The organism is Acidovorax sp. FG60 (genome assembly GCF_057808995.1).
Map to the genome: position 1 here is coordinate 341,844 of NZ_JBMDJC010000001.1, position 25,129 is coordinate 366,972.

Annotated in this window: 22 protein-coding genes; 17 read left to right on the top strand and 5 right to left on the bottom strand. The window is 65.8% G+C overall.

The genetic code is table 11. The features are described from left to right. Window positions 1-20: 20 nt before the first annotated feature. On the top strand, window positions 21-1,004 hold the full coding sequence (xopAW, locus tag ACODS0_RS01560) for a XopAW family type III secretion system calcium-binding effector (RefSeq protein WP_488832268.1): 984 nt from the start codon (window positions 21-23) through the stop codon (window positions 1,002-1,004). A gap of 258 nt (window positions 1,005-1,262) precedes the next feature. Here xopAW and purN read toward each other — a convergent pair whose 3' ends face one another. Then, entirely contained in the window at window positions 1,263-1,844 is a 582-nt protein-coding gene (purN, locus tag ACODS0_RS01565) for a phosphoribosylglycinamide formyltransferase (RefSeq protein ID WP_488832270.1), read from the bottom strand. A 283-nt stretch (window positions 1,845-2,127) separates the two neighbouring features. Between purN and ACODS0_RS01570 the strand changes: the two genes are divergently transcribed. The 4 genes from ACODS0_RS01570 (at window position 2,128) to ACODS0_RS01585 (ending at window position 6,676) form a co-directional block, all read left to right on the top strand. Then, window positions 2,128-2,838, top strand: a complete 711-nt coding sequence (locus ACODS0_RS01570; RefSeq protein ID WP_488832272.1) for a YceH family protein — start codon at window positions 2,128-2,130, stop codon at window positions 2,836-2,838. Between the two features lie 45 nt (window positions 2,839-2,883). Next, on the top strand, window positions 2,884-4,065 hold the full coding sequence (locus tag ACODS0_RS01575) for an acyl-CoA dehydrogenase family protein (RefSeq protein WP_008905006.1): 1,182 nt from the start codon (window positions 2,884-2,886) through the stop codon (window positions 4,063-4,065). A gap of 12 nt (window positions 4,066-4,077) precedes the next feature. After that, window positions 4,078-5,193: an acyl-CoA dehydrogenase family protein gene (locus ACODS0_RS01580; RefSeq protein ID WP_488832274.1), complete on the top strand. Its 1,116-nt coding sequence runs from the start codon at window positions 4,078-4,080 to the stop codon at window positions 5,191-5,193. A gap of 88 nt (window positions 5,194-5,281) precedes the next feature. After that, the gene (locus ACODS0_RS01585; protein ID WP_488832277.1) at window positions 5,282-6,676 is read left to right on the top strand and encodes an alpha/beta fold hydrolase; all 1,395 of its coding nucleotides are present in this window, start codon (window positions 5,282-5,284) and stop codon (window positions 6,674-6,676) included. A 413-nt stretch (window positions 6,677-7,089) separates the two neighbouring features. On the opposite strand, the gene ACODS0_RS01590 is transcribed toward ACODS0_RS01585, so the two are convergent. Continuing rightward, window positions 7,090-7,647 (bottom strand): HNH endonuclease, encoded by a 558-nt coding sequence (locus ACODS0_RS01590; RefSeq protein ID WP_055401504.1) that lies wholly within the window; start codon window positions 7,645-7,647, stop codon window positions 7,090-7,092. Between the two features lie 167 nt (window positions 7,648-7,814). Here ACODS0_RS01590 and ACODS0_RS01595 point away from each other — a divergent pair, with 167 nt between their 5' ends. From ACODS0_RS01595 to ACODS0_RS01640, 10 genes are all read left to right on the top strand, one after another. Further along, entirely contained in the window at window positions 7,815-8,864 is a 1,050-nt protein-coding gene (locus ACODS0_RS01595) for a bifunctional riboflavin kinase/FAD synthetase (protein ID WP_121420868.1), read from the top strand. Window positions 8,865-8,973: 109 nt separating this feature from the next. After that, window positions 8,974-11,853: an isoleucine--tRNA ligase gene (gene ileS, locus ACODS0_RS01600; protein ID WP_488832281.1), complete on the top strand. Its 2,880-nt coding sequence runs from the start codon at window positions 8,974-8,976 to the stop codon at window positions 11,851-11,853. Then, window positions 11,853-12,356, top strand: a complete 504-nt coding sequence (lspA, locus tag ACODS0_RS01605; protein ID WP_121420870.1) for a signal peptidase II — start codon at window positions 11,853-11,855, stop codon at window positions 12,354-12,356. Before ileS ends, lspA begins: the two co-directional genes overlap by 1 nt. A gap of 159 nt (window positions 12,357-12,515) precedes the next feature. Continuing rightward, a complete protein-coding gene (locus ACODS0_RS01610; RefSeq protein WP_488832284.1) occupies window positions 12,516-13,535 on the top strand; it encodes a LacI family DNA-binding transcriptional regulator in 1,020 nt (339 codons plus the stop codon). Window positions 13,536-13,552: 17 nt separating this feature from the next. Next, entirely contained in the window at window positions 13,553-14,566 is a 1,014-nt protein-coding gene (locus ACODS0_RS01615; RefSeq protein WP_306554223.1) for an ABC transporter substrate-binding protein, read from the top strand. 19 nt (window positions 14,567-14,585) lie between these two features. Next, complete coding sequence (locus ACODS0_RS01620) at window positions 14,586-15,419, top strand: ABC transporter permease (protein ID WP_488832286.1); 834 nt, start codon at window positions 14,586-14,588, stop codon at window positions 15,417-15,419. Between the two features lie 8 nt (window positions 15,420-15,427). Beyond that, a complete protein-coding gene (locus ACODS0_RS01625) occupies window positions 15,428-16,225 on the top strand; it encodes an ABC transporter permease (RefSeq protein WP_488832288.1) in 798 nt (265 codons plus the stop codon). Then, on the top strand, window positions 16,215-17,276 hold the full coding sequence (locus ACODS0_RS01630) for an ABC transporter ATP-binding protein (RefSeq protein ID WP_487256302.1): 1,062 nt from the start codon (window positions 16,215-16,217) through the stop codon (window positions 17,274-17,276). Before ACODS0_RS01625 ends, ACODS0_RS01630 begins: the two co-directional genes overlap by 11 nt. 37 nt (window positions 17,277-17,313) lie before the next feature. Next, window positions 17,314-18,141 carry a phosphodiesterase gene (locus ACODS0_RS01635; RefSeq protein WP_218300459.1) on the top strand — a complete coding sequence of 276 codons (828 nt, stop codon included), beginning with the start codon at window positions 17,314-17,316 and terminating at the stop codon, window positions 18,139-18,141. Window positions 18,142-18,461: 320 nt separating this feature from the next. Then, window positions 18,462-20,114: a Na/Pi cotransporter family protein gene (locus tag ACODS0_RS01640; RefSeq protein ID WP_121422825.1), complete on the top strand. Its 1,653-nt coding sequence runs from the start codon at window positions 18,462-18,464 to the stop codon at window positions 20,112-20,114. Between the two features lie 121 nt (window positions 20,115-20,235). On the opposite strand, the gene ACODS0_RS01645 is transcribed toward ACODS0_RS01640, so the two are convergent. After that, on the bottom strand, window positions 20,236-21,147 hold the full coding sequence (locus tag ACODS0_RS01645; protein ID WP_218300458.1) for a LysR family transcriptional regulator: 912 nt from the start codon (window positions 21,145-21,147) through the stop codon (window positions 20,236-20,238). Window positions 21,148-21,242: 95 nt separating this feature from the next. Between ACODS0_RS01645 and ACODS0_RS01650 the strand changes: the two genes are divergently transcribed. Further along, window positions 21,243-22,292, top strand: a complete 1,050-nt coding sequence (locus ACODS0_RS01650) for an NAD(P)H-binding protein (RefSeq protein ID WP_488832292.1) — start codon at window positions 21,243-21,245, stop codon at window positions 22,290-22,292. Here ACODS0_RS01650 and ACODS0_RS01655 read toward each other — a convergent pair. Beyond that, a complete protein-coding gene (locus ACODS0_RS01655) occupies window positions 22,246-23,103 on the bottom strand; it encodes an NUDIX hydrolase (RefSeq protein ID WP_488832294.1) in 858 nt (285 codons plus the stop codon). The two genes, ACODS0_RS01650 and ACODS0_RS01655, sit on opposite strands and share 47 nt — an antisense overlap. Continuing rightward, window positions 23,100-24,083: a quinone oxidoreductase family protein gene (locus ACODS0_RS01660; RefSeq protein WP_488832296.1), complete on the bottom strand. Its 984-nt coding sequence runs from the start codon at window positions 24,081-24,083 to the stop codon at window positions 23,100-23,102. The genes ACODS0_RS01655 and ACODS0_RS01660 overlap by 4 nt, the downstream gene beginning before the upstream one ends. 140 nt (window positions 24,084-24,223) lie before the next feature. Between ACODS0_RS01660 and ACODS0_RS01665 the strand changes: the two genes are divergently transcribed. Further along, the gene (locus ACODS0_RS01665) at window positions 24,224-25,123 is read left to right on the top strand and encodes a DMT family transporter (RefSeq protein ID WP_121505642.1); all 900 of its coding nucleotides are present in this window, start codon (window positions 24,224-24,226) and stop codon (window positions 25,121-25,123) included. Window positions 25,124-25,129 lie beyond the last annotated feature (6 nt).

The window sequence follows — 25,129 nt, forward strand, 5'->3', positions numbered from 1 at the left end:
TTGGAGCGAAAGGAACGACGATGACGACCATCAGTAGCGTCAGCAGTGCCTGGTCCAGTGCAAGTGTGCAGCGGGCATCACGCCCGGCGCCCACGCCGGAGCGGCTGCTGTCCAAAATCGATGCCGACGGTAACGGCGGCGTGAGTGACACAGAACTGCAGGGCCTTCTGGACGATGTGGCCAAAAAATCCGGCGTCAGCAGCCAGACCAGCGCTGCAGACCTGGTCAAGCAGTACGACAGCAATGGGGACGGCAACCTCAACGCTGATGAGCTGGGCAAGACGATGCAAAGCGTGTTGCCCCCGCCACCGTCCACCATGGCTTTTGCCCAGTCGCGGGGCGACAGCGACACCGCCACCGGCCAGGCGGGCGACGACCTCTTTGGCAAGGTGGACAGCGACGGCGATGGCGCCGTGAGCAAGACCGAGCTGCAGGCCCTGCTGGAGGCGATGTCGGGCGGCACGGCGAGCCAAGCGGGCGTCAGCAGGGACGACGCGTTCAGTCAACTGGATGCAGACGGCGACGGCAGCCTGACCCAAGCCGAATTCGACGCGGGCCGCCCTTCCGGCGCGGCGGGTGAAGCAGGCGGCGGCATGCAGGCCATGGGCGGCATGCCACCACCACCCGGAGGCCCAGGTGGTGCAAGTGCTTCCGCCGACAGCACCACCACCTACGACGCCCTGGACACCAACAAGGATGGTGAGGTCTCGCTGACAGAACGGCTGGCTGGCAGCACCAGCAGCGTGGAGCAGGACGCGATCACCGCGCTGTTCAACGCCATCGACACCGATGGCGACGCCAGCATCAGCGCCAGCGAATCCAGGACTTTCGTCGACCAGTTGACCAGCCAGCTCCAGCAGCCCGCCAGCCAGGCATCAACATCGGACACCAGCCAACGCAACGACCTGGCGCGGCTGGCCGACTTTGCGCGCCAGCAGTACGCAATGGCCGCCAATGACTGGAATTCGCCCGCCAGCACCGGCAGCCTGAGCGCAATGGCCTGATCAAAAGGAAGGGGCTGGCTTGCCACCAGCCGCAGGTTTTCTGGCCACGCAGTGCGATTCGCCCGTCAGTTGACGAGCTGCGTGCGCCGGGATCTCCAAGCCATCCGGCAGCAGAAAATATGAACAAAAACAGGCTCTATCGCTTCATGGACAAGCGCAGTTAGCTACTAATTTTATAGCAAACAATATACCCCCCTGAGCTCACCAAGGCCTGTGGGGGACGAAAGCTCGACGCTCCCAAACCGATCAGCCTGTGGACTACAAGGCCTGAATCAGCGCCCGCACGGCCCGGGGGTAGATCACATGCTCCTGGGTCAGCACCCGGGCCGCCAGCGTCTCGGCCGTGTCACCTGGCAGCACCGGCACCACGGCCTGGTCCAGGATGGGGCCCACATCCAGCTCGGCCGTCACCTGGTGCACCGTCACGCCCGCAAACTTGCAGCCTGCATCGATGGCGCGCTGGTGCGTGTGCAGCCCGGTAAAAGCAGGCAACAGCGAGGGGTGGATGTTGATAAGCCGCCCCGCGTAGTGCGCCACAAACCCCGGGGTGAGGATGCGCATGAACCCGGCCAGCACCACTAACGCGGGCTGGTGGCGGTCGATGGTGGCGGCCAATTCAGTGTCAAACGCGTCGCGGCTGGCAAAGGCCTTGTGGTCCAGCGCCTCGGCGGCGATGCCCTGCTCCCGCGCAAACACCAGCCCGGCGGCATCGGGCTTGTTGCTGATGACGGCCGCGACGCGGGCGCCGTAGCGTTGTGCCCAGTTCTCCTGTTGAGCGGTGCGGACGATGGTGGCCATGTTCGAGCCGCCGCCAGAGATCAAAATGACGATGTTCTTCATAAATTGCCACAGATTATCTAGGAGGCTGTCGAGCATGGGGTTGGCTCTGCGCCACCGCCTGGGGGTGCCAGGCAAGGCGCGGGTGAGGCCGTGTGGCCCAGCCACACAACGAACCCGCAACGCAGCATGGCAGCCCCAGGCGGTGGCCCGAAGGGTTGTGCGACATAGCACGCAGGCGGCGTTGCCCATGCTCGCTGCACAGCCAGTGCAGCTTGCGCTGGGCGCCTAGCCTGCATACTCTGTCGCACAACGCAGCGCCAACCCCAAGCCCGACAGCCTCCTCATGCCCTTCGATCCCGCCACCCGCCCCCTCACCCCCCACGAAGCCCGCGTGCTCGCCACGCTGATGGAGAAGGCCCGCACCGTGCCCGACAGCTACCCCATGTCGCTCAACGGCCTGGTCACCGGTTGCAACCAGAAAACCAGCCGCGACCCGGTGATGAACCTGAGTGACGCCGAGGCGCAGGAGGCGCTGGATTCGCTCAAGCTGCTGACGCTGGCGTTTGAGAGCAGCGGCAACCGCACCACACGCTGGGAACACAACTTTCAACGCGGCGTGGGCGTGCCCGAGCAGTCGGCCGTGCTGCTGGGCCTGCTGATGCTGCGCGGCCCGCAGACGGCGGGTGAACTGCGCATCAACGCCGAGCGCTGGTACCGCTTTGCCGACATTTCGTCGGTCGAAGCTTTTCTGGACGAGCTGCAGGAGCGCAGCGCCGAAAAGGGCGGCCCGCTGGTCGTGCAGTTGCCCCGCGCGCCGGGTGCCCGCGAGCAGCGTTGGACGCATCTGATGTGTGGGCCTGTAGACACCAGCGCCGGTGTGTCAGCCCCCAGCAGTGGCGGCGGTGGCAGCACCGGCACGTCTGCCGCACTGCAAGCGCGGGTGGACGCACTGGAGACAGAGGTGGCCAACCTGCGCACCACGGTGCAGCGGCTGTGTTCTGAACTGGGCATTTCCCCAGACTCCGCGCCGATGTCGCCACCCGGACAGGACTAAAACGAACGACCGTGCTACAAATGCGGATCACTTGGAGACAAACCGATGGATCTCGCATTCACCCCCGAAGAACAGGCGTTCCGCGAAGAAATTCGCGCCTGGGTTCAAGCTAATCTACCGAAAGAAATTTCGCACAAGGTCCACAACGCCCTGCGCCTGACCCGCGACGATCTGCAGGGCTGGGCCAAGATCCTGGGCAAGAAAGGCTGGCTGGGCTTCGGCTGGCCCAAGGAGTTTGGCGGCCCCGGCTGGACGGCCGTGCAAAAGCACCTGTTTGAAGAGGAATGCGCCCTGGCCGGTGCGCCCCGTATCGTGCCGTTTGGCCCGGTGATGGTGGCCCCGGTGATCATGGCGTTTGGCAACGCCGAGCAGCAAAAGCGCTTTTTGCCTGGCATCGCCAGCGGCGAAGTCTGGTGGAGCCAGGGCTACAGCGAACCCGGATCGGGTTCTGACCTGGCCAGCGTCAAGACCCGCGCCGAGCGCGTGGGCGACAAATACATCGTCAACGGCCAAAAGACCTGGACCACCCTGGGCCAGCATGGCGACTGGATGTTCAACCTGGTACGCACCAGCACCGAGGGCAAGCCCCAGACCGGCATCTCCTTCCTGCTGCTCGACATGAAGTCCAAGGGCGTCACCGTGCGCCCCATCAAGCTGCTGGACGGCGAATGCGAGGTGAACGAAGTGTTCTTCGACAACGTCGAAGTGCCTGCCGAAAACCTGATCGGCGAAGAGAACAAGGGCTGGACCTACGCCAAACACCTGCTGAGCCACGAGCGCACCAACATCGCCGACGTGAACCGCAGCAAGCGCGAGCTGGAGCGCTTGAAGCGCATCGCCAAGACCGAAGGCGTGTGGGATGACCTGCGCTTCCGCGACCAGATCGCACTGCTCGAAGTGGACATCGTCGCGCTGGAAATGCTGGTGCTGCGCGTGCTGTCGGCCGAGAAGTCGGGCAAGAACTCGCTCGACATCGCGGGTCTGCTCAAGATCAAGGGCAGCGAGATCCAGCAGCGCTACGCCGAGCTGATGATGCTGGCCGCAGGCCCCTTTGCCATGCCCTTCATCGAAGAGGCCATGGAAGCTGGCTGGCAGGGCAACTTCCCCGGCGGCGTCACTGCCAACGCGCCGCTGGCGTCCACCTACTTCAACCTGCGCAAAACCACCATCTACGGTGGCAGCAATGAAGTTCAACGCAACATCGTCGCGCAGACGGTTCTGGGCTAAGGAGACAAGAACATGGATTTCGATTTTTCTGACGACCAGGAGCAACTGCGCGACGCCGTGCGCAAGTGGGTGGACAAGGGCTACACGTTCGAGCGCCGCCGCGCCGCCGTGGCTGCCGGTGGTTTTGACCGCGCCGCCTGGAACGAACTGGCCGAGCTGGGCCTGACCGCCCTCACCGTGCCCGAAGCGCACGACGGCATGGGCCAGGGCGCCATCGATGCCATGGTGGTGGCCGAGGAACTGGGCCGTGGCATCGTTCTGGAGCCCATCGCCCAGGCCTTCATGGCCAGCAGCGTGCTGTCGCACTACGCACCGGCCAACGTGCAATCGGCCTGGCTGCCCCGCGTGGCCAGTGGTGAAGCCTTGGTGGTGCTGGCCCAGCAGGAGCGCAAGGCGCGCTATCGCCTGGATGTTTGCGAGTCAAAAGCGGCCCCAGCGCAAGATGGATATGCGCTGACAGCTATCAAAAGCGTAGTAGCTGCCGGCGACAAGGCCGATGCGTTCATCGTGCCTGCCCAACTGGACGGCAAGATCGCCCTCTTCCTGGTCGAGCGCACCGCCACTGGCGTGACCACCCAAGGCTACGTCACACAAGACGGCAGCCGCGCCGCCGAGGTGAAGTTCACCAACGCCCCCGCCACGCTCATCACCACCGATGGCCTGGCCGCGCTGGAACTGGCGGTGGACACCGGCATTGCCGCCACCTGCGCCGAAGCCGTGGGCGTGATGGACAAGACCGTGGCCATCACCGTCGAATACATGAACCAGCGCAAGCAGTTTGGCGTGTTCATTGCCAGCTTCCAGGCGCTGCGCCACCGCGTGGCCGACATGAAGATGCAGCTGGAACTGGCCCGCTCGATGAGCTATTACGCCAGCCTCAAGCTGGGCGCCCCTGCCGCAGAGCGCCGCGCCGCCATGGCGCGCGCCAAGGTGCAACTGGGTCAATCGATGCGCTTTGTCGGCCAGCAGGCCGTGCAACTGCATGGTGGCATCGGCGTGACGGACGAGTACATCGTGAGCCACTATTTCAAGAAGCTCACCCAGCTGGAAGTGGCCTTTGGCGACACGCTGCACCATCTGGGCGAAGTGTCCGCCCGCATGCAAGACACTGCAGGCGTGTTTGCCTGATGTGAACTGACGCAGCCATGTAACGCTCGCATGCCATGCTCGTGGATTCACCGATCCACGGGCATTTTTTCTTGTCGGAGACACCTTCATGAACAACAAATTCTGGCTGCAACGCCGATCTCTTCTGCTGGCAACCGCTGCAGCAGCTACCCTGGCCCTGGCCGGTTGCGCCACCAAGGGTCCCAGCCTGGCCGAAGCGCCGCCCATCGTCTTTGTGCACGGCAACGGCGACACCGCCGCACTGTGGCAAACCACCGTATGGCGGTTTGAATCGAACGGCTGGCCGCGCGAACGCCTGCACTCCATTGACGTGCCCTACCCCCTGTCGCGTGATGAGGACGCCAAACCCCAGGCGGGCCGCACCTCGGCCGCAGAGCACATGGCCTACCTCAAGGCCGAAGTGGACAAGGTGCTCAAGGCCACGGGTGCAAGCCAAGTGGTATTGGTGGGCAACTCGCGCGGCGGCAACGCCATCCGCAACTACATCTACAACGGCGGCGGCGACAAGACGGTGAGCCACGCGATCCTCGGCGGCACGCCCAACCACGGCGTGTGGGCGATACCGGGGTTCCGAGAAGGCAACGAGTTCTCGGGCACGGGCCCTTTCCTCAAAGCCCTGAATGCTCCCAAGAACGCGGCGGGCGACGAGGTGAGCGGCCCCGTGAAATGGATGACGATCCGCTCGGACAACAACGACAAGTTCGCCCAGCCCGACGGCCTGTGGATAGGCCAGAAAGGCAAGCCCACCTACGTGACCGCCGCAGGCCCCGAACTCAAGGGCGCCACCAACGTGGTGATTCCGCGCATCGACCACCGCGAGACGTCGTACTCCCCCGCTGCGTTTGAAGCCACCTACCGCTTCATCACCGGTAAGGCACCACAGGTCACCACCATTGCGGCTGAAAAGCAGGTGGTGCTCAACGGCAAGGTCACCGGCCTGGGCGTGGACCCGGCCGACCCCAAAACCGGCAACTTCAGCAACAACCTGCCTCTGGCGGGCGCGCAGCTGGAGGTGTATGCCACCGACCTCGCCACGGGCGCCCGCACGGGCAATGCCTTGCTGCGCAAAACCTTGGGTGCGGATGGCCAATGGGGACCGCTGACGGTGCCCAACGGCTCGCCCGTCGAGTTCGTGATCAGCGCACCCGGCTATGCCACCACCCACATCTACCGCAGCGGCTTTCCACGCAGCAGCAACCTCATCCACCTGCGCGCAGAACGCATGGCCGATGCCGACAAAAGCGCCGAGAGCGTGGTGACACTGACCCGTCCGCGCGGCTACCTGGACCCGGCGCGCGACAAGATGCTGCTGGATGGTGCAGTGCCTGCGGGCGTGCCCGCTGGCGCTGGCGTGGCATCTGCCAAGGTCAAGCCTGCGGGCGGCGTGCGCAGCATTGCGGGTGAGTTCAATGGCGAACGCGTGGTGGGACAGACCTGGCCGGCCGCCAGCGGCCACCTGGTGTTTCTCGAACTGACTTACTGATGGAATAGGCGTTGCTCGGTGCCTGAGCTCCGTGCAGCACACCACCAAGAGCGGTCAAGACGGCCCCGATGGCTAGGCGCCCCGTCGCAGACAGTACGAAGGGCCTGTCAACCCTTTTTTCGGGGTCGCGAAGGCCCTTGCGGGCGTGCCAATCTAGGCGCGCGACGCAGCGTGCGCTCTTGCACACGTAAGGAGCGGAACGACGAGTGGCGCGCCCGCAGGGGCCTTCCCTTCGGGTTGCCCGGCCTGGGGGCCGTCTGCGGCGTTGCCCGCGCTTGCAAGGTGCCTACCTTGCTGCGCACAGGCGCCTTGCATCCCACCCCCAGGTCGGGCAACGCGATCCCCGAAAAGAGGGTTGGCAGGCCCTCACGGCAAGACGGAGCAACGACGCCAGCGGGGTCGTATTGGCCGCTCTACGCCAAAAGACGCGAGGACTTGGGGACGTGGGCCATCAGGAACTCCATCTGATCGGCCAGGATGCGCCGGTTGCGCAGGATGAAGTCCTCCCACAGACTCGGCACATAGGGCGCATACAGCAGCGGCATGTGTGCCTGCTCTGGAGTGCGGGGGCCCTTGCGGTGGTTGCAGGGGCGGCAGGCCGTGACCACGTTCATCCAGTGGTCCTGGCCGTTGCGGGCGAAGGGCACGATATGTTCGCGCGTCAGGTCTTCCTCATGAAAATGCCCGCCGCAGTAGGCGCACACATTGCGGTCGCGGGCAAAGAGCTTGCTGTTGGTCAGGCTGGGCTTGAGCTCGAACGGATTGATGCTGGGCACGCCCTTGGTGCCGATGATGCTGTTGATGGCGATCACCGATTGCTCACCCGAGATGGCGTTGTGCCCGCCCCGGAACCGGGCAATCTGTGCACCAGACTCCCAGCGCACTTCCCCGGCGGCGTAATGAATCACCGCCTGCTCCAGCGAAATCCACGATTGGGGCAGCCCTTGGGCTGACAGCTTCAAGACCTTCAAAACACGCCTCCTGGAACACAAAGTACACAAGGATCGGAACGCAGATGTCTCGCGGGCAGCCCTGCGCGGGGCCGGCCGTGGGTCACAATATACTCCGTTTTCATGACAAATTGGCGTCCTGCGCTTGATGGACTTGCGCATGCTGCTATCAAAAAGATAACAAACCGATGAAGATCTTTCGCGGATTCCACCACCCTGGCATTGCCAATGCCTGTGCGCTGACCATCGGCAATTTCGATGGTGTGCACCGGGGCCACCAGGCCATGCTGGCCTTGCTGAACAGCGAGGCTGCACACAGGGGCGTGGAAAGCTGCGTGCTGACGTTCGAGCCCCACCCCCGCGACTACTTCGCGGGCGCCCACCACAAGCCCGAGCTGGCACCCGCACGCATCGGCACCTTGCGCGACAAGCTCACCGAACTGGCCCGCTGCGGTGTGCAGCAGACCGTGGTGCTGCCGTTTGACGCGCGGCTGGCCGCCCAGTCGCCCGACGCTTTCATCGACGAGGTGCTGGTGCGTGGTCTGGGGGCCCGGTACGTGCTGGTGGGCGACGATTTCCGCTTTGGCCGCCAGCGAGCGGGCGACTACGCCATGCTGGACGCGGCCGGGCAAGCCAAGGGCTTCGACGTAGCGCGCATGAACAGCTACGAGGTGCATGGCCTGCGCGTGTCCAGTTCCGCCGTGCGCCAAGCCCTGGCGGCGGGCGACATGGAGGCGGCGGCACGCCTGCTGGGGAGGCCCTACACCATCAGCGGCCATGTGGTGCATGGCCGCAAGCTCGGGCGCGAACTGGGCGCCACCGCCGCCGGTGCAGGCGACGGCTTTCGCACCCTGAACCTGCGCTTTGCCCACTGGAAGCCTGCCGCCAGCGGCATCTTTGCCGTGCTGGTGCATGGCCTTGCCACCGAGCCATTGCCAGGGGTGGCCAACCTGGGCGTGCGCCCCTCGCTGGACCCGAACGACGTCAACGGCGGGCGCGTGCTGCTGGAAACACATTGCCTGCATTGGCCCGCCGATCTGGGGCCCGAGGGGGCGTACGGTAAAATCGTGCGCGTGGAACTGCTACACAAACTGCACGACGAGCTGAAATACGACGGTCTGGATGCCTTGACGAAGGGCATCGCCAAAGACTGCGCCGACGCGCGTGCCTACTTTGCCTCGGCCCAGGCACCCAACCACACCGAAACCCGGCGCCAGACCACCCGCGACCGAATTTGAGGGAGCTGCTTCTCGCAGCGCCCGCCTGACGGGCCCGCCATCCTTCGCGCTCCAACCCCGTTCTTGCTCCGGGCCTTGCCCCGGAATGCCCCGTTTTTAAGGCTCCCTCATGTCCGACGACAACGCCAGCACTCCTTCCACGGATTACCGCAGCACCCTCAACCTGCCCGACACCTCCTTCCCCATGCGTGGCGACCTGCCCAAGCGCGAGCCGGGCTGGGTCAAGGACTGGGAAGACCAAGGCATCTACAAGCGCCTGCGGGATGCCCGTCGGGGTGCGCCCAAGTTCATCCTGCACGACGGCCCGCCCTACGCCAACGGCCAGATCCACATGGGTCATGCGGTCAACAAGATCCTGAAGGACATGATCACCAAAGCGCGCCAGCTCGAAGGCTTTGACGCGCTGTACGTGCCTGGCTGGGACTGCCACGGCCTGCCGATCGAGAACGCCATCGAGAAGAAACACGGCCGCAACCTGAGCCGCGACGACATGCAGGCCAAGAGCCGCGCGTTTGCCACCGAGCAGATCGCGCAGCAGATGGTGGACTTCAAGCGCCTGGGCGTGCTGGGCGAATGGGACAACCCCTACAAGACCATGAACCCCGCCAACGAGGCGGGCGAAATCCGCGCCTTCAAGCGCGTGATGGAGCGCGGCTTTGTGTATCGCGGCCTCAAGCCCGTGTACTGGTGTTTTGACTGCGGCTCGTCGCTGGCCGAGTTCGAAATCGAATACCAGGACAAGAAGAGCACCACGCTGGACGTGGCCTTCAAATCGCATGAGCCTGCCAAGCTCGCCGCCGCCTTCGGGCTGCCCGCACTGGCCAAGGACGCGTTTGTGGTCATCTGGACCACCACCGCCTGGACCATCCCTGCCAACCAGGCGCTGAACCTCAACCCCGAGATCAGCTACGCGCTGGTGGACACGGGCGAGCGCATCCTGCTCGTGGCCGAGCCGCTGGTGGCCTCGTGCCTGGAGCGCTACGGCCTCACCGGCAGCGTGCTGGCCACCACCCTGGGCAAGAACCTGGGCGGCCTCGAATTCCAACATCCGCTGTACGACGTGGCCAGCGAAGACGGCAGCTTTGGCTACCGCCGCCTTTCGCCCGTGTACCTGGCCGACTACGCCACGGCCGACGACGGCACGGGTATCGTGCACTCCTCGCCCGCCTATGGTCTGGAAGACTTCAACTCCTGCCGCGCGCATGGCATGGCGCTCGACGACATCCTGAACCCCGTGCAGGGCAACGGCACCTACGCGACCGACTTCCCGCTGTTCGGCGGCCAGCACATCTGGAAGGCCGTGCCCGTGATCATCGAAGCCTTGCGCAACGCAGGCCGCCTGATGACCACCAAGGACATCACACACAGCTACCCGCACTGCTGGCGCCACAAGACGCCGGTGATCTACCGCGCGGCGGCCCAGTGGTTCGTGCGCATGGACGAGGGCGAAGGCGTGTTCACGAAGCCCGGCATGAAGCCCGCCAAGACGCTGCGCCAGATCGCGCTCGACGCGATCGAGCACACCAGTTTCTACCCCGAGAACGGCAAGGCCCGCCTGCACGACATGATCGCCGGGCGGCCCGACTGGTGCATCTCGCGCCAGCGCAGCTGGGGCGTGCCCATCCCGTTCTTCCTGCACAAGGATTCGGGCGAGCTGCACCCGCGCACCATGGAAATCATGGACCAGGCCGCTGACATCGTCGAAAAGGACGGCATCGAGGCCTGGAGCCGCGTGACGACCGAAGAAATCCTGGGTGCGGCTGACGCGCCCCACTACACCAAGAGCACCGACATCCTCGAAGTGTGGTTCGACTCCGGCTCCACCTTCAGCCATGTGCTGCGCGGCACGCACCCCGAGGTGCACCACGACACGGGCCCCGAGGCCGACCTGTACCTGGAAGGCCATGACCAGCACCGCGGCTGGTTCCACAGTTCGCTGCTGCTGGCATCGGCGCTGGAAGGCCGCGCGCCCTATCGCGGCCTGCTGACCCATGGCTTCACCGTGGACAGCCAGGGCCGCAAGATGAGCAAGTCGCTGGGCAACGGCATCGACCCGCAGGAGATCAACAAGAAACTGGGCGCCGAGATCATCCGCCTGTGGGTGGCCGCCAGCGACTACTCGGGCGACATCGCGGGCGACGAGAAGATCCTGGCGCGTGTGGTGGACGCCTACCGCCGCATCCGCAACACACTGCGCTTCCTGCTGGCCAACGTGAGCGATTTCGACCCGGCCAAGGACGCCGTGCCGTTCGACCAGATGCTGGAGATCGACCGCTACGCGCTCACCCGCGCATCCGAGTTCCAGGCCGAGGTGCTGGCGCACTACAAGGTGTATGAGTTCCACCCCGTGGTCGCCAAGCTGCAGCTGTACTGCTCGGAAGACCTGGGCGGGTTCTACCTGGACGTACTCAAGGACCGCTTGTACACCACAGCACCCAAGAGCCTGGCCCGCCGCAGCGCGCAGACCGCGCTCTACAACATCACGCACGCCATGCTGCGCTGGATGGCGCCGTTTTTGTCGTTCACGGCCGAAGAGGCGTGGAAGGTGTTTGGCAACTCCGACTCCATCTTCCTGGAGACTTACGGCAACGTGGCAGGCGTGGGTGCCGGTGCCGACGAAGGCCTGTTGGCCAAGTGGGCGCGCATCCGCGAGATCCGCGACGCGGTGAACAAGGAGATCGAAGCGCTGCGCGCCGATGGCAAGGTGGGCTCGTCCCTGCAGGCCACCGTTACCCTCACGGCGGCGCCCGAAGACCATGCGCTGCTGGCCAGCCTGGGCGATGACCTCAAGTTCGTGTTCATCACATCCGCTATCGAATTGGTAGCTGGTAGCGCATTACAGATAAGCGTCAAGCCCAGTTCTGATGCCAAATGCGAGCGCTGCTGGCACTACCGCAGCGATGTAGGGCAGGACGCCGCCCACCCGACGATCTGCGGCCGCTGCACCAGCAACCTCTACGGCGACGGCGAGAGCCGGGAGCACGCCTGATGGACCGCACATTGCAGGCCGGGCGTTCCGGCGCGAGCATGTGGCCCTGGCTGGCCTGGGCTGTGGTGCTTGTGGTGGTCGACCAGATCACAAAGACCCTGATCCTCAACCACTACCAGTTGGGCGATTCCACGTTCATCACCAGCTTCTTCAACATCGTGCGGGCGCACAACACGGGTGCTGCGTTTTCGTTCCTGTCGGACGCGGGGGGCTGGCAACGGTGGCTGTTCACCGGCATCGGCGTGGCAGCCACGATCTTCATCGTGTGGCAGCTGCGTGCCCACCCGGGGCAAAAGCTCTTCGGCTTTGCGCTGTCGAGCATTCTGGGCGGCGCGGTGGGCAATGTGGTGGACCGGCTGATGCACGGCTATGTCGTGGACTTTCTGGACTTCCATGTGAGCGGCTGGCACTTTCCGGCGTTCAACGTGGCGGACTCGGCCATCACGCTGGGGGCAGCGTGTCTCATTCTGGATGAGCTGCTTCGCGTGCGGCGCGAGCGCTGACGCCACCGGCATCCCCCTGCAAGCCTTGCAACAGCCCGCCTCGCGCGGGCTGTTTGCTTTGTAGCGCCAGTTGCTCTTGTCGCATGCCGTGTCATGCGCATGTCACGGTCAGCGGTTGCAATGTAAACGTTTACATCAAATGTATTGCACCAAACTGCCATGAGCATTCTGGAAGTCGCCCGCGAGGCCGGTGTGTCGGTTGCCACCGTGTCGCGTGTTTTCAACGTGCCTGACAAAGTGGCCCCGGCCACGCGCGAGCATGTGGAGCACATCGCCCGCACCCTGGGCTATCTGCCCAACGCCAGCGCGCGCACCTTGCGCACCCAGCGCAGCCGCGTGCTGGGCGTGGTGTTGCCCACGCTCACCAACCCCGTGTTTGCCGAATGCCTGGAAGGCATTGCCCAGGCCGCCGTAGCGGGTGGCTACGCCATCTCGCCGTTCACCACCGACTACCGCCTGGACCAGGAAGACCGCGCCGTGAACCTGCTGCTGGCGGGCAACGTGGACGGGATGATCCTGGTGGTTTCGAACCCCGCCACCTCCACCGCACTGCAGCGGCTGGCCGAGGTGGGTCTGCCCTATGTGCTGGCCTACAACCACCACCCCGATCACCCCTGCGTATCGGTGAACAGCGAGCTGGCTGTGGCCGACGTGGTGACCCATCTGGCCACGCTGGGGCACCGCCGCATCGCCATGGTCAGCGGGCTGCTCAGCGCCTCTGACCGCGCGCAACAACGCTGCCGGGGCTACGCGCGCGGCATGGAGCAGGCAGGCCTGCGGGCCCAGCCTGTGTTGCAGGTGCCCTTCGTGGCCGCTGCGCCAGAGGTGTTGGGCGAAGCCCTGAACAGCCAAGTCCGCCCCACGGCCCTGGTGTGTTCCAACGACCTGCTGGCCATCCGCAGCATCCGCGCCGCGCACCTGGCGGGCCTGGCGGTGCCGCGCGACCTGAGCGTGGTGGGCTTCGACGGCATTGCGCTGGGGCAAGACCTCACTCCGCAACTGAGCACCGTGGTGCAACCCAATGCCGACATCGGCCGCCACAGCGTGGAGCTGCTGGCCCAGGCCGTGGCCAGCGGCAGCCCGCTGGGGCCCGACATGGGTCTGACGCTGGCGCACCAGTTCCGCGCTGGCGAGTCCTGCGCACCGCCCGCCTCTTCCCTTGTTCCTCCCCTCACCTGAACCCAAGGAGCTGATCCATGAAAACAACCCTCAAAAACTTCACCCGCGCCACGTTGCTGGCTTGGGGCCTGGCAGCCGGTGCCACGGCCATGGCGCAAAACGCCATCTGCTACAACTGCCCGCCCGAATGGGCCGACTGGGGCAGCCAGATCAAGGCCATCAAGGCAAAGACCGGCATCACCGTGCCACCAGACAACAAGAACTCCGGCCAATCGCTGGCCCAGCTGGTGGCAGAAAAAGCCAGCCCCGTGGCGGATGTGACCTACCTGGGCGTGACCTTCGCCATCCAGGCGCAAAAGGACGGCGTGGTGGCTGCCTACAAGCCCGCTGCATGGGCCGAGATTCCCGATGGCCTGAAGGACCCTGCAGGCCACTGGTTCACCATCCACTCGGGCACCCTGGGCTTCATGGTCAATGTGGATGCACTCAAGGGCAAGCCCGTGCCGCAGTCCTGGGCCGACCTGCTCAAGCCCGACTACAAGGGCCTCATCGGCTACCTGGACCCGGCATCGGCCTTCGTGGGCTATGTGGGCGCTGTGGCAGTGAACCAGGCGCGCGGCGGCACGCTGGACAACTTCGGCCCTGGCATCGACTACTTCAAGGCGCTGCAGAAGAACGAGCCCATCGTTCCCAAGCAAACGTCTTACGCCCGTGTACTGTCGGGCGAGATCGCGATCCTGCTGGACTACGACTTCAACGCCTACCGCGCCAAGTACAAGGACAAGGCCAATGTGCAGTTTGTGATCCCCACTGAAGGCACGGTGGTGGTGCCCTACGTGATGAGCCTGGTGGCCAACGCGCCGCACGCCGACAACGGCAAGAAGGTGCTGGACTTTGTGTTGTCGGACGAAGGCCAGGCGCTTTGGGCCAATGCCTACCTGCGCCCCGTGCGCGCCAGCGCCATGTCCAAGGAGGTGCAGGCCCGCTTCCTGCCTGCCAGCGAATACGCACGCGCCAAAACGGTGGACTACAGCAAGATGGCCGCAGTGCAAAAGGCCTTCTCGGACCGCTACCTGAAAGAAGCCCAGTAAGCCGGGGCGAGCTGGAGAGATGCACATGCGCCACAACAGCTTTGCTCCATCCCGCGCGCTGCTGCTGGCGTGTACCGCACCTGCCGTGGCATTCTTTGCAGCGTTCTGGCTGCTGCCCATCGTGCAGCTGATTGCGCTGCCCGTCAGCAAGGGCTGGGAGACCTACTTGGTGGTGCTCACCCACCCGCGCTACCTTCAAAGCCTGCTGCAGACACTGGGGCTGTCCCTGGCGGTGACGCTGGCCACCCTCGTGCTGGGCGCGGCCGTGGGCATCACGCTGGCGCGGCACCGTTTTACAGGGCGGCAGCTGCTGCTGTCGCTGCTGACGTTGCCGCTGTCGTTTCCAGGCGTGATCATCGGGTTTTTCATGATCTTGCTCGGTGGCCGCCAAGGCTTGGTGGCCGACCTGACGGACGCGCTGGGCCTGGGCCGCATCACGTTTGCCTACGGCCTGGCCGGGCTGTTCCTGGCCTATCTGTACTTCTCGCTGCCACGGGCCGTTGCGACCTACACAGCGGCGGCCGGGGCCATGGATGCGGCACTGGAAGAAGCCGCCCGCTCGCTGGGCGCGCCGCGCTGGCGGGTGGTGCGCGACGTGTGGGTGCCCGAACTCGCGCCCACCACGCTGTCGTGCGGGGCCATTGTGTTCGCCACGGCCATGGGCGCGTTTGGCACCGCGTTCACGCTGTCCAGCAAGTTCGAGGTGCTGCCCATCACCATCTACAACGAGTTCACCAACTACGCCAACTTCGCACTGGCCGCCAGCCTGTCGATCACCCTGGGGCTCATCACCTGGGTGGTGCTGTGGCTGTCCCGCCGTGTTGCGGGCCCGGCACCGGCTGCCGGGGCGTAACCACCACCATGCGCACGACCCAACAAGCCTCCTTCCCCCTGCTGGCGCTCACGGCGCTGGTGGCGGCGTTCATGCTCGCCCCCATCGCGCTGTCGGTGATGGCGGGGCTCGTCAACAACTACAGCACTGGCATTTCCAGCGGGCTCACCACACGATGGCTGCACGAGGTGTGGGACCTGTACGGTGGCACCGTGGGCTGGTCGCTGGGCCTTGCGCTGCTGTGTGTGCTGGGCAACCTGCTGCTGGGCGTTCCCTGCGCGTATGCGCTGGCACGCAGCCGCTCGCGCGCCGCACGCCTGTTTGAAGAACTGCTGACCTTGCCAGTGGCCGTGCCCGGCCTGGCCAGCGCGCTGGCCTTGATCCTGGCCTACGGCACGCTGCAAGGCTTTCGCACCAGCTTTGCGTTCATCCTGGTGGGGCACATGGTGTTCACCCTGCCGTTCATGGTGCGCACCGTGGGCGCTGCATTCCAGCGCAAGGAACTGCTCTCGCTTGAAGAAGCGGCACGCTCGCTGGGTGCCAGCTTCGGGCAGCGCTTTTTGGGTGTGCTGGTGCCCACCGTGTTGCCCGCCATCGTGGCGGGCAGCCTGATGGTGTTCACGCTGTCGGTGGGCGAATTCAACCTCACATGGATGCTGCACACCCCGCTGACCCGCACCCTGCCAGTAGGTCTGGCCGACAGCTATGCGTCCATGCGCATCGAAATCGGCTCCGCTTACACGCTGGTCTTTCTTATCGTCATCCTGCCCGTGCTGTGGGGCCTGCAGGCCGTCGGCACCCTGATCGAAAAACACCATGGAACTTGAACGCACGCGCGTGGAGATAAACCAATGCGCCAAAACCTACCCTGATGGCACGCGGGGCCTGCGGCCGACCGACCTCACTGTGGAGCCCGGCGAGGTCGTCGCCTTGCTGGGGCCATCGGGCTGCGGCAAGACCACACTGCTGCGCCTGATTGCCGGGCTGGAGGCGCCCGATGAAGGCAGCCGCATTGCCTTTGGCGGCACCGACGTGACGCGCCTGCCCATCGAGCAGCGTGGCATCGGCATGGTGTTCCAGCACTACGCCTTGTTCCCGCAAATGACGGTGGCAGCCAACATCGGCTACGGCCTCAAGATCCGCAACGTGCCCGAGGCCGAGCGCCGCCGCACCGTGGGCGAGCTGGTGGACCTGGTGCGCCTGCAAGGGTTGGAGCACAAGCGCCCCGCTGAACTCTCCGGCGGGCAACGCCAGCGTGTGGCCCTGGCCCGCGCCGTGGCGGTGCGCCCCCGCGTGCTGCTGCTGGACGAGCCCTTGACCGCGCTGGATGCCAAACTGAAGGAGTCTCTGCGCGACGAGCTGGCCGACCTGCTGCGGCGCCTGCACATCACCGCCATCCACGTCACCCACGACCAGCAGGAAGCCCTGGCCATTGCAGACCGCCTGGCGGTGATGCACGCGGGCCAGATCGTGCAGGTGGGCGATGGCGAGACGCTGTACCGCGCGCCCACCCACCCCTTTGTGGCGCAGTTTCTGGGCCGCGTGAACCGGCTCCAGCGGGACGCCGCCGCAAGCGCCCAGGCCGTGTTGATGCTGGGTGGGCTGCCTCTGCCCTGCCCTGCCGCCGTGCAGGCCCACACGGCCTTGCTCGTGCGGCCTGAAGACATCGAGGTGTCGGCCCTTCAAACTGGCTGGGGTCAGGCCGAAGTCACGCGCCGCAGCTTTCTGGGCGACCGCGTGCAACTGGTTCTGACCCTGGCCGACCAGCCCCCGCTGATGGCCGATGTGCCGCGCGACCACCCCGCCCGCACGGGCGACACCGTGGGCGTGCGCATCGCCCCCGAGCGCCTCATGCCCTGCCACGAAACCAGCGACTGACCCAGCCAGCCCTACCCCGCCTGCACGCCTTTTAGCCATGACCACCACACTGCTGCTCCAACTGTCTGACCCCCACATCCGCGAGCCCGGCCGCCTGGCCTATGGCCGCATCAATACCGCGCCCTATCTGGCCGAGGCCGTGGCCAGCGTGAACCGGCTGCCGCAGGCGCCCCATGCCGCCGTCATCACTGGCGACCTGACAGACTTTGGCCGCGCCGCCGAATACGAGCACCTGCGCGCCCTGCTCACGCCGCTGAACATGCCGGTGTACCTGCTGCCCGGCAACCACGACAGCCGCGAGCAGATGCGCGCGAGCTTTCCGCAGCACCACTACCTGGGGTCCGAGGGCTTCATCCAGTACAGCGTGCCGGTGGGCGGCATGCAGCTCATCGCGCTCGATACCGTGGTGCCCGGCGCCAGCGAGGGCAGCCTGTGCACAGAGCGCCTGCAATGGCTGGAGGAAGAGCTGGCACGCCACACCAGCCGCCCGGTGGTGATCGCCATGCACCACCCACCGTTTCGCACGCTGATTGGCCACATGGACGACATCGGCCTGCGCGAAGGCGCCGATGCGCTCGAAGCCATCGTGGCCCGCCACCCACAGGTGGAGCGTGTGATCTGCGGGCACCTGCACCGGGCCATCCAGGTGCGGTTTGGCGGCACCATCGCGGCCACCGTGCCATCGCCCGCGCACCAGGTGCGGCTGGACCTGGCGCCCAACGCCGCCTCGGCCTGGATGCTGGAGCCGCCCGGCTTTGCGCTGCACGCCCTGCCTGCGGGGGGGCGGCTGGTCAGCCACACCGTGGCCAGCGGCCAATACGCGGGGCCCTACCCGTTTCATGACGGCGGGCAGCTGATCGACTGAAAAAACGGGCCCTGGCGACAAGACCTCCAACGCCGAGCACCCAGCCGTGACAGGGTCATCGCTGCACAACTCCTCAATCAGGAGTATGCTTATATGTCAATTTTGTGACAAATGGTCCGGGTGCCGCAGTATTTTCCGCGCGCTCTTCATCCCGGAAGCCGAGCAGCCAGGCTCATGCCTCCCCGCCTGCCGCCGCCTACGGGCACAGAAATGAATGAAACCGCTTCCCTGCACGGGCGCCAGCTTTAACGCTTGCGTCTGCGCAGTGCATGGCGCATGCTCGTTTGGGTGGACACAAGAAGAAGAAACAACGGTTTTTCATGAAGCATCTCTTGAATCTGTTGGCAGCGGTGTCGCTGCTGATCTGGGGCACCCACCTGGTGCGCACCGGCATCCTGCGTGTCTTTGGCGCCAATTTGCGCCAGTTGATCGCGCACAGCGTCAGCAACCGGTTCACGGCCGTGCTGTCGGGCATCGGGGTGACCGCCGTGGTGCAGTCGAGCACGGCCACGGCGCTCATCGTGTCCTCCTTCGTGGGCCAGGGCCTGGTGGGCTTGCCCGCCGCGCTGGCCGTGATGCTGGGCGCCGACGTGGGCACGAGCGTGATGGCGGTGGTGTTCTCGATGGATTTGTCCTGGCTGTCGCCCCTGTTCATCTTCGCGGGTGTGGTGCTGTTCATCTCGCGCAAGGACACGGCCGTGGGTCGAGTGGGCAGGGTGCTGATCGGCCTGGGGCTGATGCTGCTGGCGCTGCGCCTCATCACCGAATCGACCACGGTGCTCACCCAGTCACCCACGGTGCGTACGCTGCTCGGGGCGCTGACCAGCGACCTGCTGCTGGAGATCTTCACCGGCGCCATCCTGGCCATCGTGGCGTATTCGAGCCTCGCCACCGTGCTGCTCACCGCCGCGCTGGCAGGCTCCGGCGGCATCCCGCCCGACGTGGCGCTGGGCCTGGTGCTGGGTGCCAACCTCGGCAGCGGCGTACTGGCGGTGCTGACCACGATGAAGGCCAACGTGCAAACGCGCCAGGTGCCACTGGGCAACCTGTTCTTCAAGATCATTGGCGTCATCATCATGACCCCGCTCACCGGGCTGTGGCTGCAGCATGTGCGCCCCTACGTGCCCGAAATCGCAGCACTGGTGGTGCTGTTCCACCTGGCATTCAACGTGGTGGTGGGCATCATCTGCATCGGCCTGACGGGCACAGTGGCGCGCGTGGTGCAACGCCTGCTGCCGAAGGAAAAGGCGCAGGCTGCGGGCACCCGACCCCAGCATCTGGACCCCTCTGCCCTGGCCACGCCCTCGCTGGCCATTTCGTGCGCCGCGCGCGAGGCCCTGCACCAGGCCGACGTGGTCGAATCCATGCTGCTGGGCCTGCACAAGGTGATCCGCACCGACGACCTGCAGCTGGCGCAGGACCTGCGCAAACTGGACGACGAGGTGGACGGCCTGTACTCGGCCATCAAGTACTACATGACCAAGATCTCGCGCGAGGCCCTGGATGAACGCGAGGGCCGCCGCTGGGCCGACATCATCAGCTTCACGATCAACATGGAGCAGATCGGCGACATCATCGAGCGCGTGCTGATCGACATCGAGGACAAGAAGATCAAGAAGGGTCGCCAGTTCTCCGAGGCCGGCATGGAAGAAATCAACGAACTGCACGCCCGCCTGATCGACAACCTGCGCCTGGCGATGAGCGTGTTCCTCAACGGCAGCGTGCGCGATGCGCAAAAGCTGCTCGAAGAAAAAGCCCGCTTTCGCGACCTGGAACACGCGTATTCCGCCACCCACCTGGCGCGCCTGTCGGACAACACGGTGCAAAGCATCGAGACCAGTTCGCTGCACATCGACCTGATCAGCGAACTCAAGCGCATCAACTCGCTGCTGTGCTCGGTGGCCTACCCGATTCTGGAATCGGCCGGAGCACTGGCGCCCAGCCGGCTGCGGGCGATGGCGGACCAGGCTTGAGCAGCGCCTTCAGCAGAAATTCAAGACTTTTCTGGTCTCTAGCGCTTTATCCATAAGCGCTAAAAGCTATTATTTTTATAGCAACACCTCACCACTGCCGCTGTGCGGCGTTGTCTCGCCGTCACTCCACGTCCGCCACGTAGCGCTGCAGCCCCGTCCACAACGCATCCAGCGTGACCTTGCAGCGCGGGCTGGCGCGCAGGTCTTCGTGCATCACCACCCAGGTTTCCAGCCCGTACACAAACTGCTGTGGCAACACATGCACCAGCGCCGGGGTGCTACGGCGCGCCAGTGCCACCTGGCAAACGCCAATGCCGCCCCCGGCGCGCATGAAAGCCAGTTGCGCCACATCGCTGTCGCTGCGCACTGCAAACTGGTCGCGCCGCCACGCGGGCACCGCCTTTTGCGCGGCGCGCAAAAAGGGCGTTTCTGCGTCAAAACCAATCAGGCGGTGGTGCGCGAGGTCGGCCAGCGTCTCAGGCACGCCGTGCGCCTGCAGGTAGCTGGGGTGGGCGTGCAGTCCCAAGGGAATGCTGCCGACGCGGCGGGCGATCAGCGCGTCCTGGCGGGGCTCGGTCATGCGGATGGCGATGTCGGCCTCGTGCTGCAGCAGGTCCTGCACGCGGTTGCTGAGCACCAGTTCCACCGTCAGCGCCGGGTGCTCGGCCTGCAGTTGCGCCAGGATGGGCGGCAGCACCTCCACGCCGATCACCTCGCTGGCCGTCACCCGCACCGTGCCCCGCACGCCGCCGCCATGGCTGTCGGCTGCGCGCACCAGGGCAGCGGCGGTGTGGCCCATGGCTTGCGCGTAGGGGCGCAGCGCCAGCGCCGCCTCGGTCGGCAGCAGGCCCTGCTGCGAGCGGGTGAACAGCACCAGTCCCAGCGCCTGCTCCAGCGCCGCAATGTGGCGCCCCACCGTGGGTTGTGTCACCCCCAGCGCGCGGGCTGCGCCCGAGAGCGATCCCTCTTGCACCACGCCCAGGTACGAGCGGTACAGCTCCCAGCCAATGTCTTTGTGTGCAGGTTGTGTCATACATAAATGTATAGCTATGCGCTGATTTTCGGTAATTCCATTTCACAACACCCACGACCACACTGCATCCATCACCACTTTTTTTGGAGCAAAACATGGCAAACACAGGCAACACGGTTCTGGTTCTCGGTGCGACCGGGGGCATCGGTGGCGAAGTGGCGCGGCAGCTGCGCGACCGGGGATGGCAGGTGCGCGCACTGCACCGGGGCGTGGCGCAGGCCGGGGAGCAACGCGACGGCATGGCCTGGATTCGCGGCGACGCGATGCGGCGCGAGGACGTGGTGGCCGCTGCCGCAGGCTGCGACGTGATCGTGCACGCGGTCAACCCGCCCGGCTACCGGCGCTGGAGCGAGCTGGTGCTGCCGATGATCGACAACACCATTGCGGCGGCCACCGCAGTGGGTGCCACCGTGGTGCTGCCCGGCACGATCTACAACTACGGGCCCGACGCCTTCCCGGTGCTGCGCGAGGACTCACCGCAGCGCCCCCACACCCGCAAGGGCACTGTGCGCGTGGAGCTGGAGCGGCGCCTGCAGCAGGCGACCGAGCCCCACCCGCTGCGCGCGGGCACCTGCCGCGTGCTCATCGTGCGGGCGGGGGACTACTTTGGCCCCCAGGTGGGCAACAGCTGGTTCTCGCAAGGCCTCGTCAAGCCCGGCCAACCCGTGAAGGCGGTGAACCTGCCCGGCGCACCCGGCGTGGGCCACCAATGGTCATACCTGCCCGACGTGGCGCGCACCATGGTGCAGTTGCTGGAGCGCCGCGCCACACTGCCCGCGTTTGCACGCTTTCACATGTCCGGGCACTGGGACGCCGACGGCACGCAGATGGCCGCCGCGATTGGCCGCACCGTGGTGGCACATGGTGGTGCGGCCCCGCACGTGCGGGCCTTTCCGTGGTGGCTGGTCACACTCGCCTCGCCGTTTGTGGCCACGCTGCGCGAACTGCGGGAGATGCGCTACCTGTGGAGGCAACCGGTGCGCATGGCCAACGACCCGCTGCGCGCCGTGCTGGGCGAAGAGCCCCACACGCCGCTGGACGCGGCGGTGCAGGCCACGCTGTTGGGTCTGGGCTGCCTGCCAGGGGCCAAAGCGCCGCTTACAGCCCCAGGAAACCCGCAATCACCAGCCCGGCTTCCAGCGTGAACCGGCCCTGGGCAACCTGCGCGCGCACCTCTTCCAAGGGCAGCAGTGCAAACTCGTCCACCTCGCCGTCCTGGTTGTCGGGCGCCATGCCCTCTGGCACCACGGCGCGGAACCAGTCGATGCGCTCGACCATGTACCCCGCGCCGCCCCCCTCGCTGCTGGGGCGGCTGAACAGCACATGGCCACCGTGCGCCACGCCGGCAAGGGTGTGCACATGCAGCCCGGCTTCTTCCCAGGTCTCGCGCACCAGAGCTTGGGGCAACGAGTCGGCGGCCGAGATCATGCCGCCCATCAACGTGTCCCACAGGCCTGGGTCGTTGGGTTTGTTCAGCGAACGCTTTTGCACCCACATGCGCCCATCGGGCGCCAGGCCCACCAGGTGCACGGCGCAGGTGGTGATGCCCAGCACACGCACGGCACCCCGCTCCACGGTGCCCACGACTTCGCCGCTGGGGTTGGTCACCGCCAGTTGCTCGTTGCGCCACGGGCCACACAGGTTGGCGTCGCGCAGCGCTTCGGCCAGGGTGTTCAGGGCATCGGTGGTGGCGTTGACGTTGGCATCAGAGGCCGCTTGGGGCGGCAGGTGCAGACTCCATGCAGGGGCGCCGCCATGCTCACCCATTGATAGCTGGTAGCGCTTATCCAATAAGCGCTGGAGGCTTATTTTGCTTAGAAATCCTTCCGCCACCGACCCTACCACCTGCCCCGCCACCCGCAGGGGTTGGCGTGGCTGGCGGGCGGGCTGGTGCGCCAGTTGCCGCGCGCCCACCAGCCACTGGTCGAACGATGCGCCGGGGTAGGAGGCTGTCACAGCGTGAGGATGGTGCAGCCCGTGGTCTTGCGTGCTTCCAGGTCGCGGTGCGCCTGCTGCACGTCGGCCAGCGGGTAGCGCTGGTCGATGTGGATCTTCACCTGCCCACTGGCCACCACGGCAAACAGGTCGTCGGCCATGGCCTGCGTGCTGTCGCGCGTGGCGATGTGGGTGAACAGCGTCTGGCGCGTGACGTAGAGCGAGCCCTTGGCGCCCAGCGAACCCGGTGCAAACGGTGCCACGGGGCCCGAGGCGTTGCCGAAGCTGGCCATCAGGCCAAAGGGACGCAGGCAGTCGAGTGACTTGTCCCAGGTGTCCTTGCCCACCGAGTCGTACACCACCTTCACGCCCTTGCCGCCGGTGATCTCTTTGACCCGGGCTGCGAAATCTTCTTTTTGATAGTTGATGGCGTGCGCCGCGCCGTTAGCCAGGGCCAGCTGGCACTTGGCATCGGTGCCTGCCGTGCCGATGAGCTGCAGTCCCAGCGCCTTGGCCCACTGGCTGGCGATCAGGCCTACCCCACCCGCAGCGGCGTGGAACAGCACATGGTCGCCGGGCTGCAGGCCTTCCACGGGCAGCGTCTTCTTGAGCAGGTACTGCGCCGTCAGGCCCTTGAGCATCATGGCCGCGCCCGTCTCAAAGCTGATGGCATCGGGCAGCTTGCACACACACTTGGCGGGCATCACCCGCACTTCGCAATAAGCGCCGGGGGGCTGGCTGGCGTAGGCAGCGCGGTCGCCCACCTTCAGGTGCGCAACGCCCTCGCCCACGGCTTCGACCACGCCCGCGCCTTCCATGCCGATGGTGGCGGGCATGTTCAGGGGGTACAACCCCGTGCGGTGGTACACGTCGATGAAGTTCAGGCCGATGGCGTGGTGGCGGATGCGGATCTCGCCGGGGCCGGGCTCGCCCACGGTGACGTCAACGATGTGAAGTTCTTCGGGACCACCGTGCTGGCGGATCTGGACGGCAAGGCTCATGGCAAAACGCTCCTGGATAACGGGTGTTGAACGGGTCCCCAACGGGCATGGATGGGGCCTGTAACGGGCGAGACAAACGGTGGCCATCCTGCCATGAATCTGAAAGCCTTGTCCTGCCCTGCACCGTTACAGTGCAGCCCATGACTCAAAGACTCACGCCCGGTACGGCGGCGCTGCTGGTGATACCGCCGCTGCTGTGGGCTGGCAACGCCGTCACAGGCCGGCTGGTGCACGACCTGATCCCGCCCATCACGCTCAATTTCATCCGCTGGGTGCTGGCTTTCTTCATCCTGCTGCCGCTCGCGTACAACGTGCTGCGCAAGGACAGCCCGCTGTGGCCCCACTGGCGCCGCTATGCACTGCTGGGGCTGCTCGGCATTGGCCTGTACAACGCGCTGCAGTACATGGCGCTGCAGACTTCCACGCCCATCAACGTGACGCTGGTGGGCTCCAGCATGCCGGTGTGGATGCTGGCCGTGGGGGCGCTGTTCTTTGGCGCGACGGTCACGCGGCGGCAACTGCTGGGCGCGTTGCTGTCGATGTGTGGCGTGCTGCTGGTGCTCAGCCGGGGCGAGTGGTCGCAGCTGCTGGCTTTTCGCCTCGTGCCAGGCGATGTCTTCATGCTGCTGGCCACCATCTCGTGGGCGTTCTACAGCTGGCTGCTGTCGCGCACCAGCGAGCCCGCCCGCATCCGGGGCGACTGGGCCGCTTTTTTGATGGCGCAGATGGTGTTTGGCCTGGCATGGTCGGGCAGCTTCGCGGGCGTGGAATGGGCGATGGGCCACACCCACATCGCATGGGGCTGGCCGCTGATCGCAGCGCTGGCTTTCATCGCCGTGGGCCCCGCCGTGCTGGCCTATCGCTGCTGGGGCGTGGGGGTGGAGCGCGCCGGGCCTGCGGTGGCGGGCTTCTTCGTGAACCTCACCCCGCTGTTTGCGGGTATCCTGTCGGCCGCCTTTTTAGGGGAAACCCCACAGCTTTTCCACGGTGTGGCATTCGCACTGATCGTGGGCGGGATCGTGGTGTCATCGCGGCGATAGCGGCAG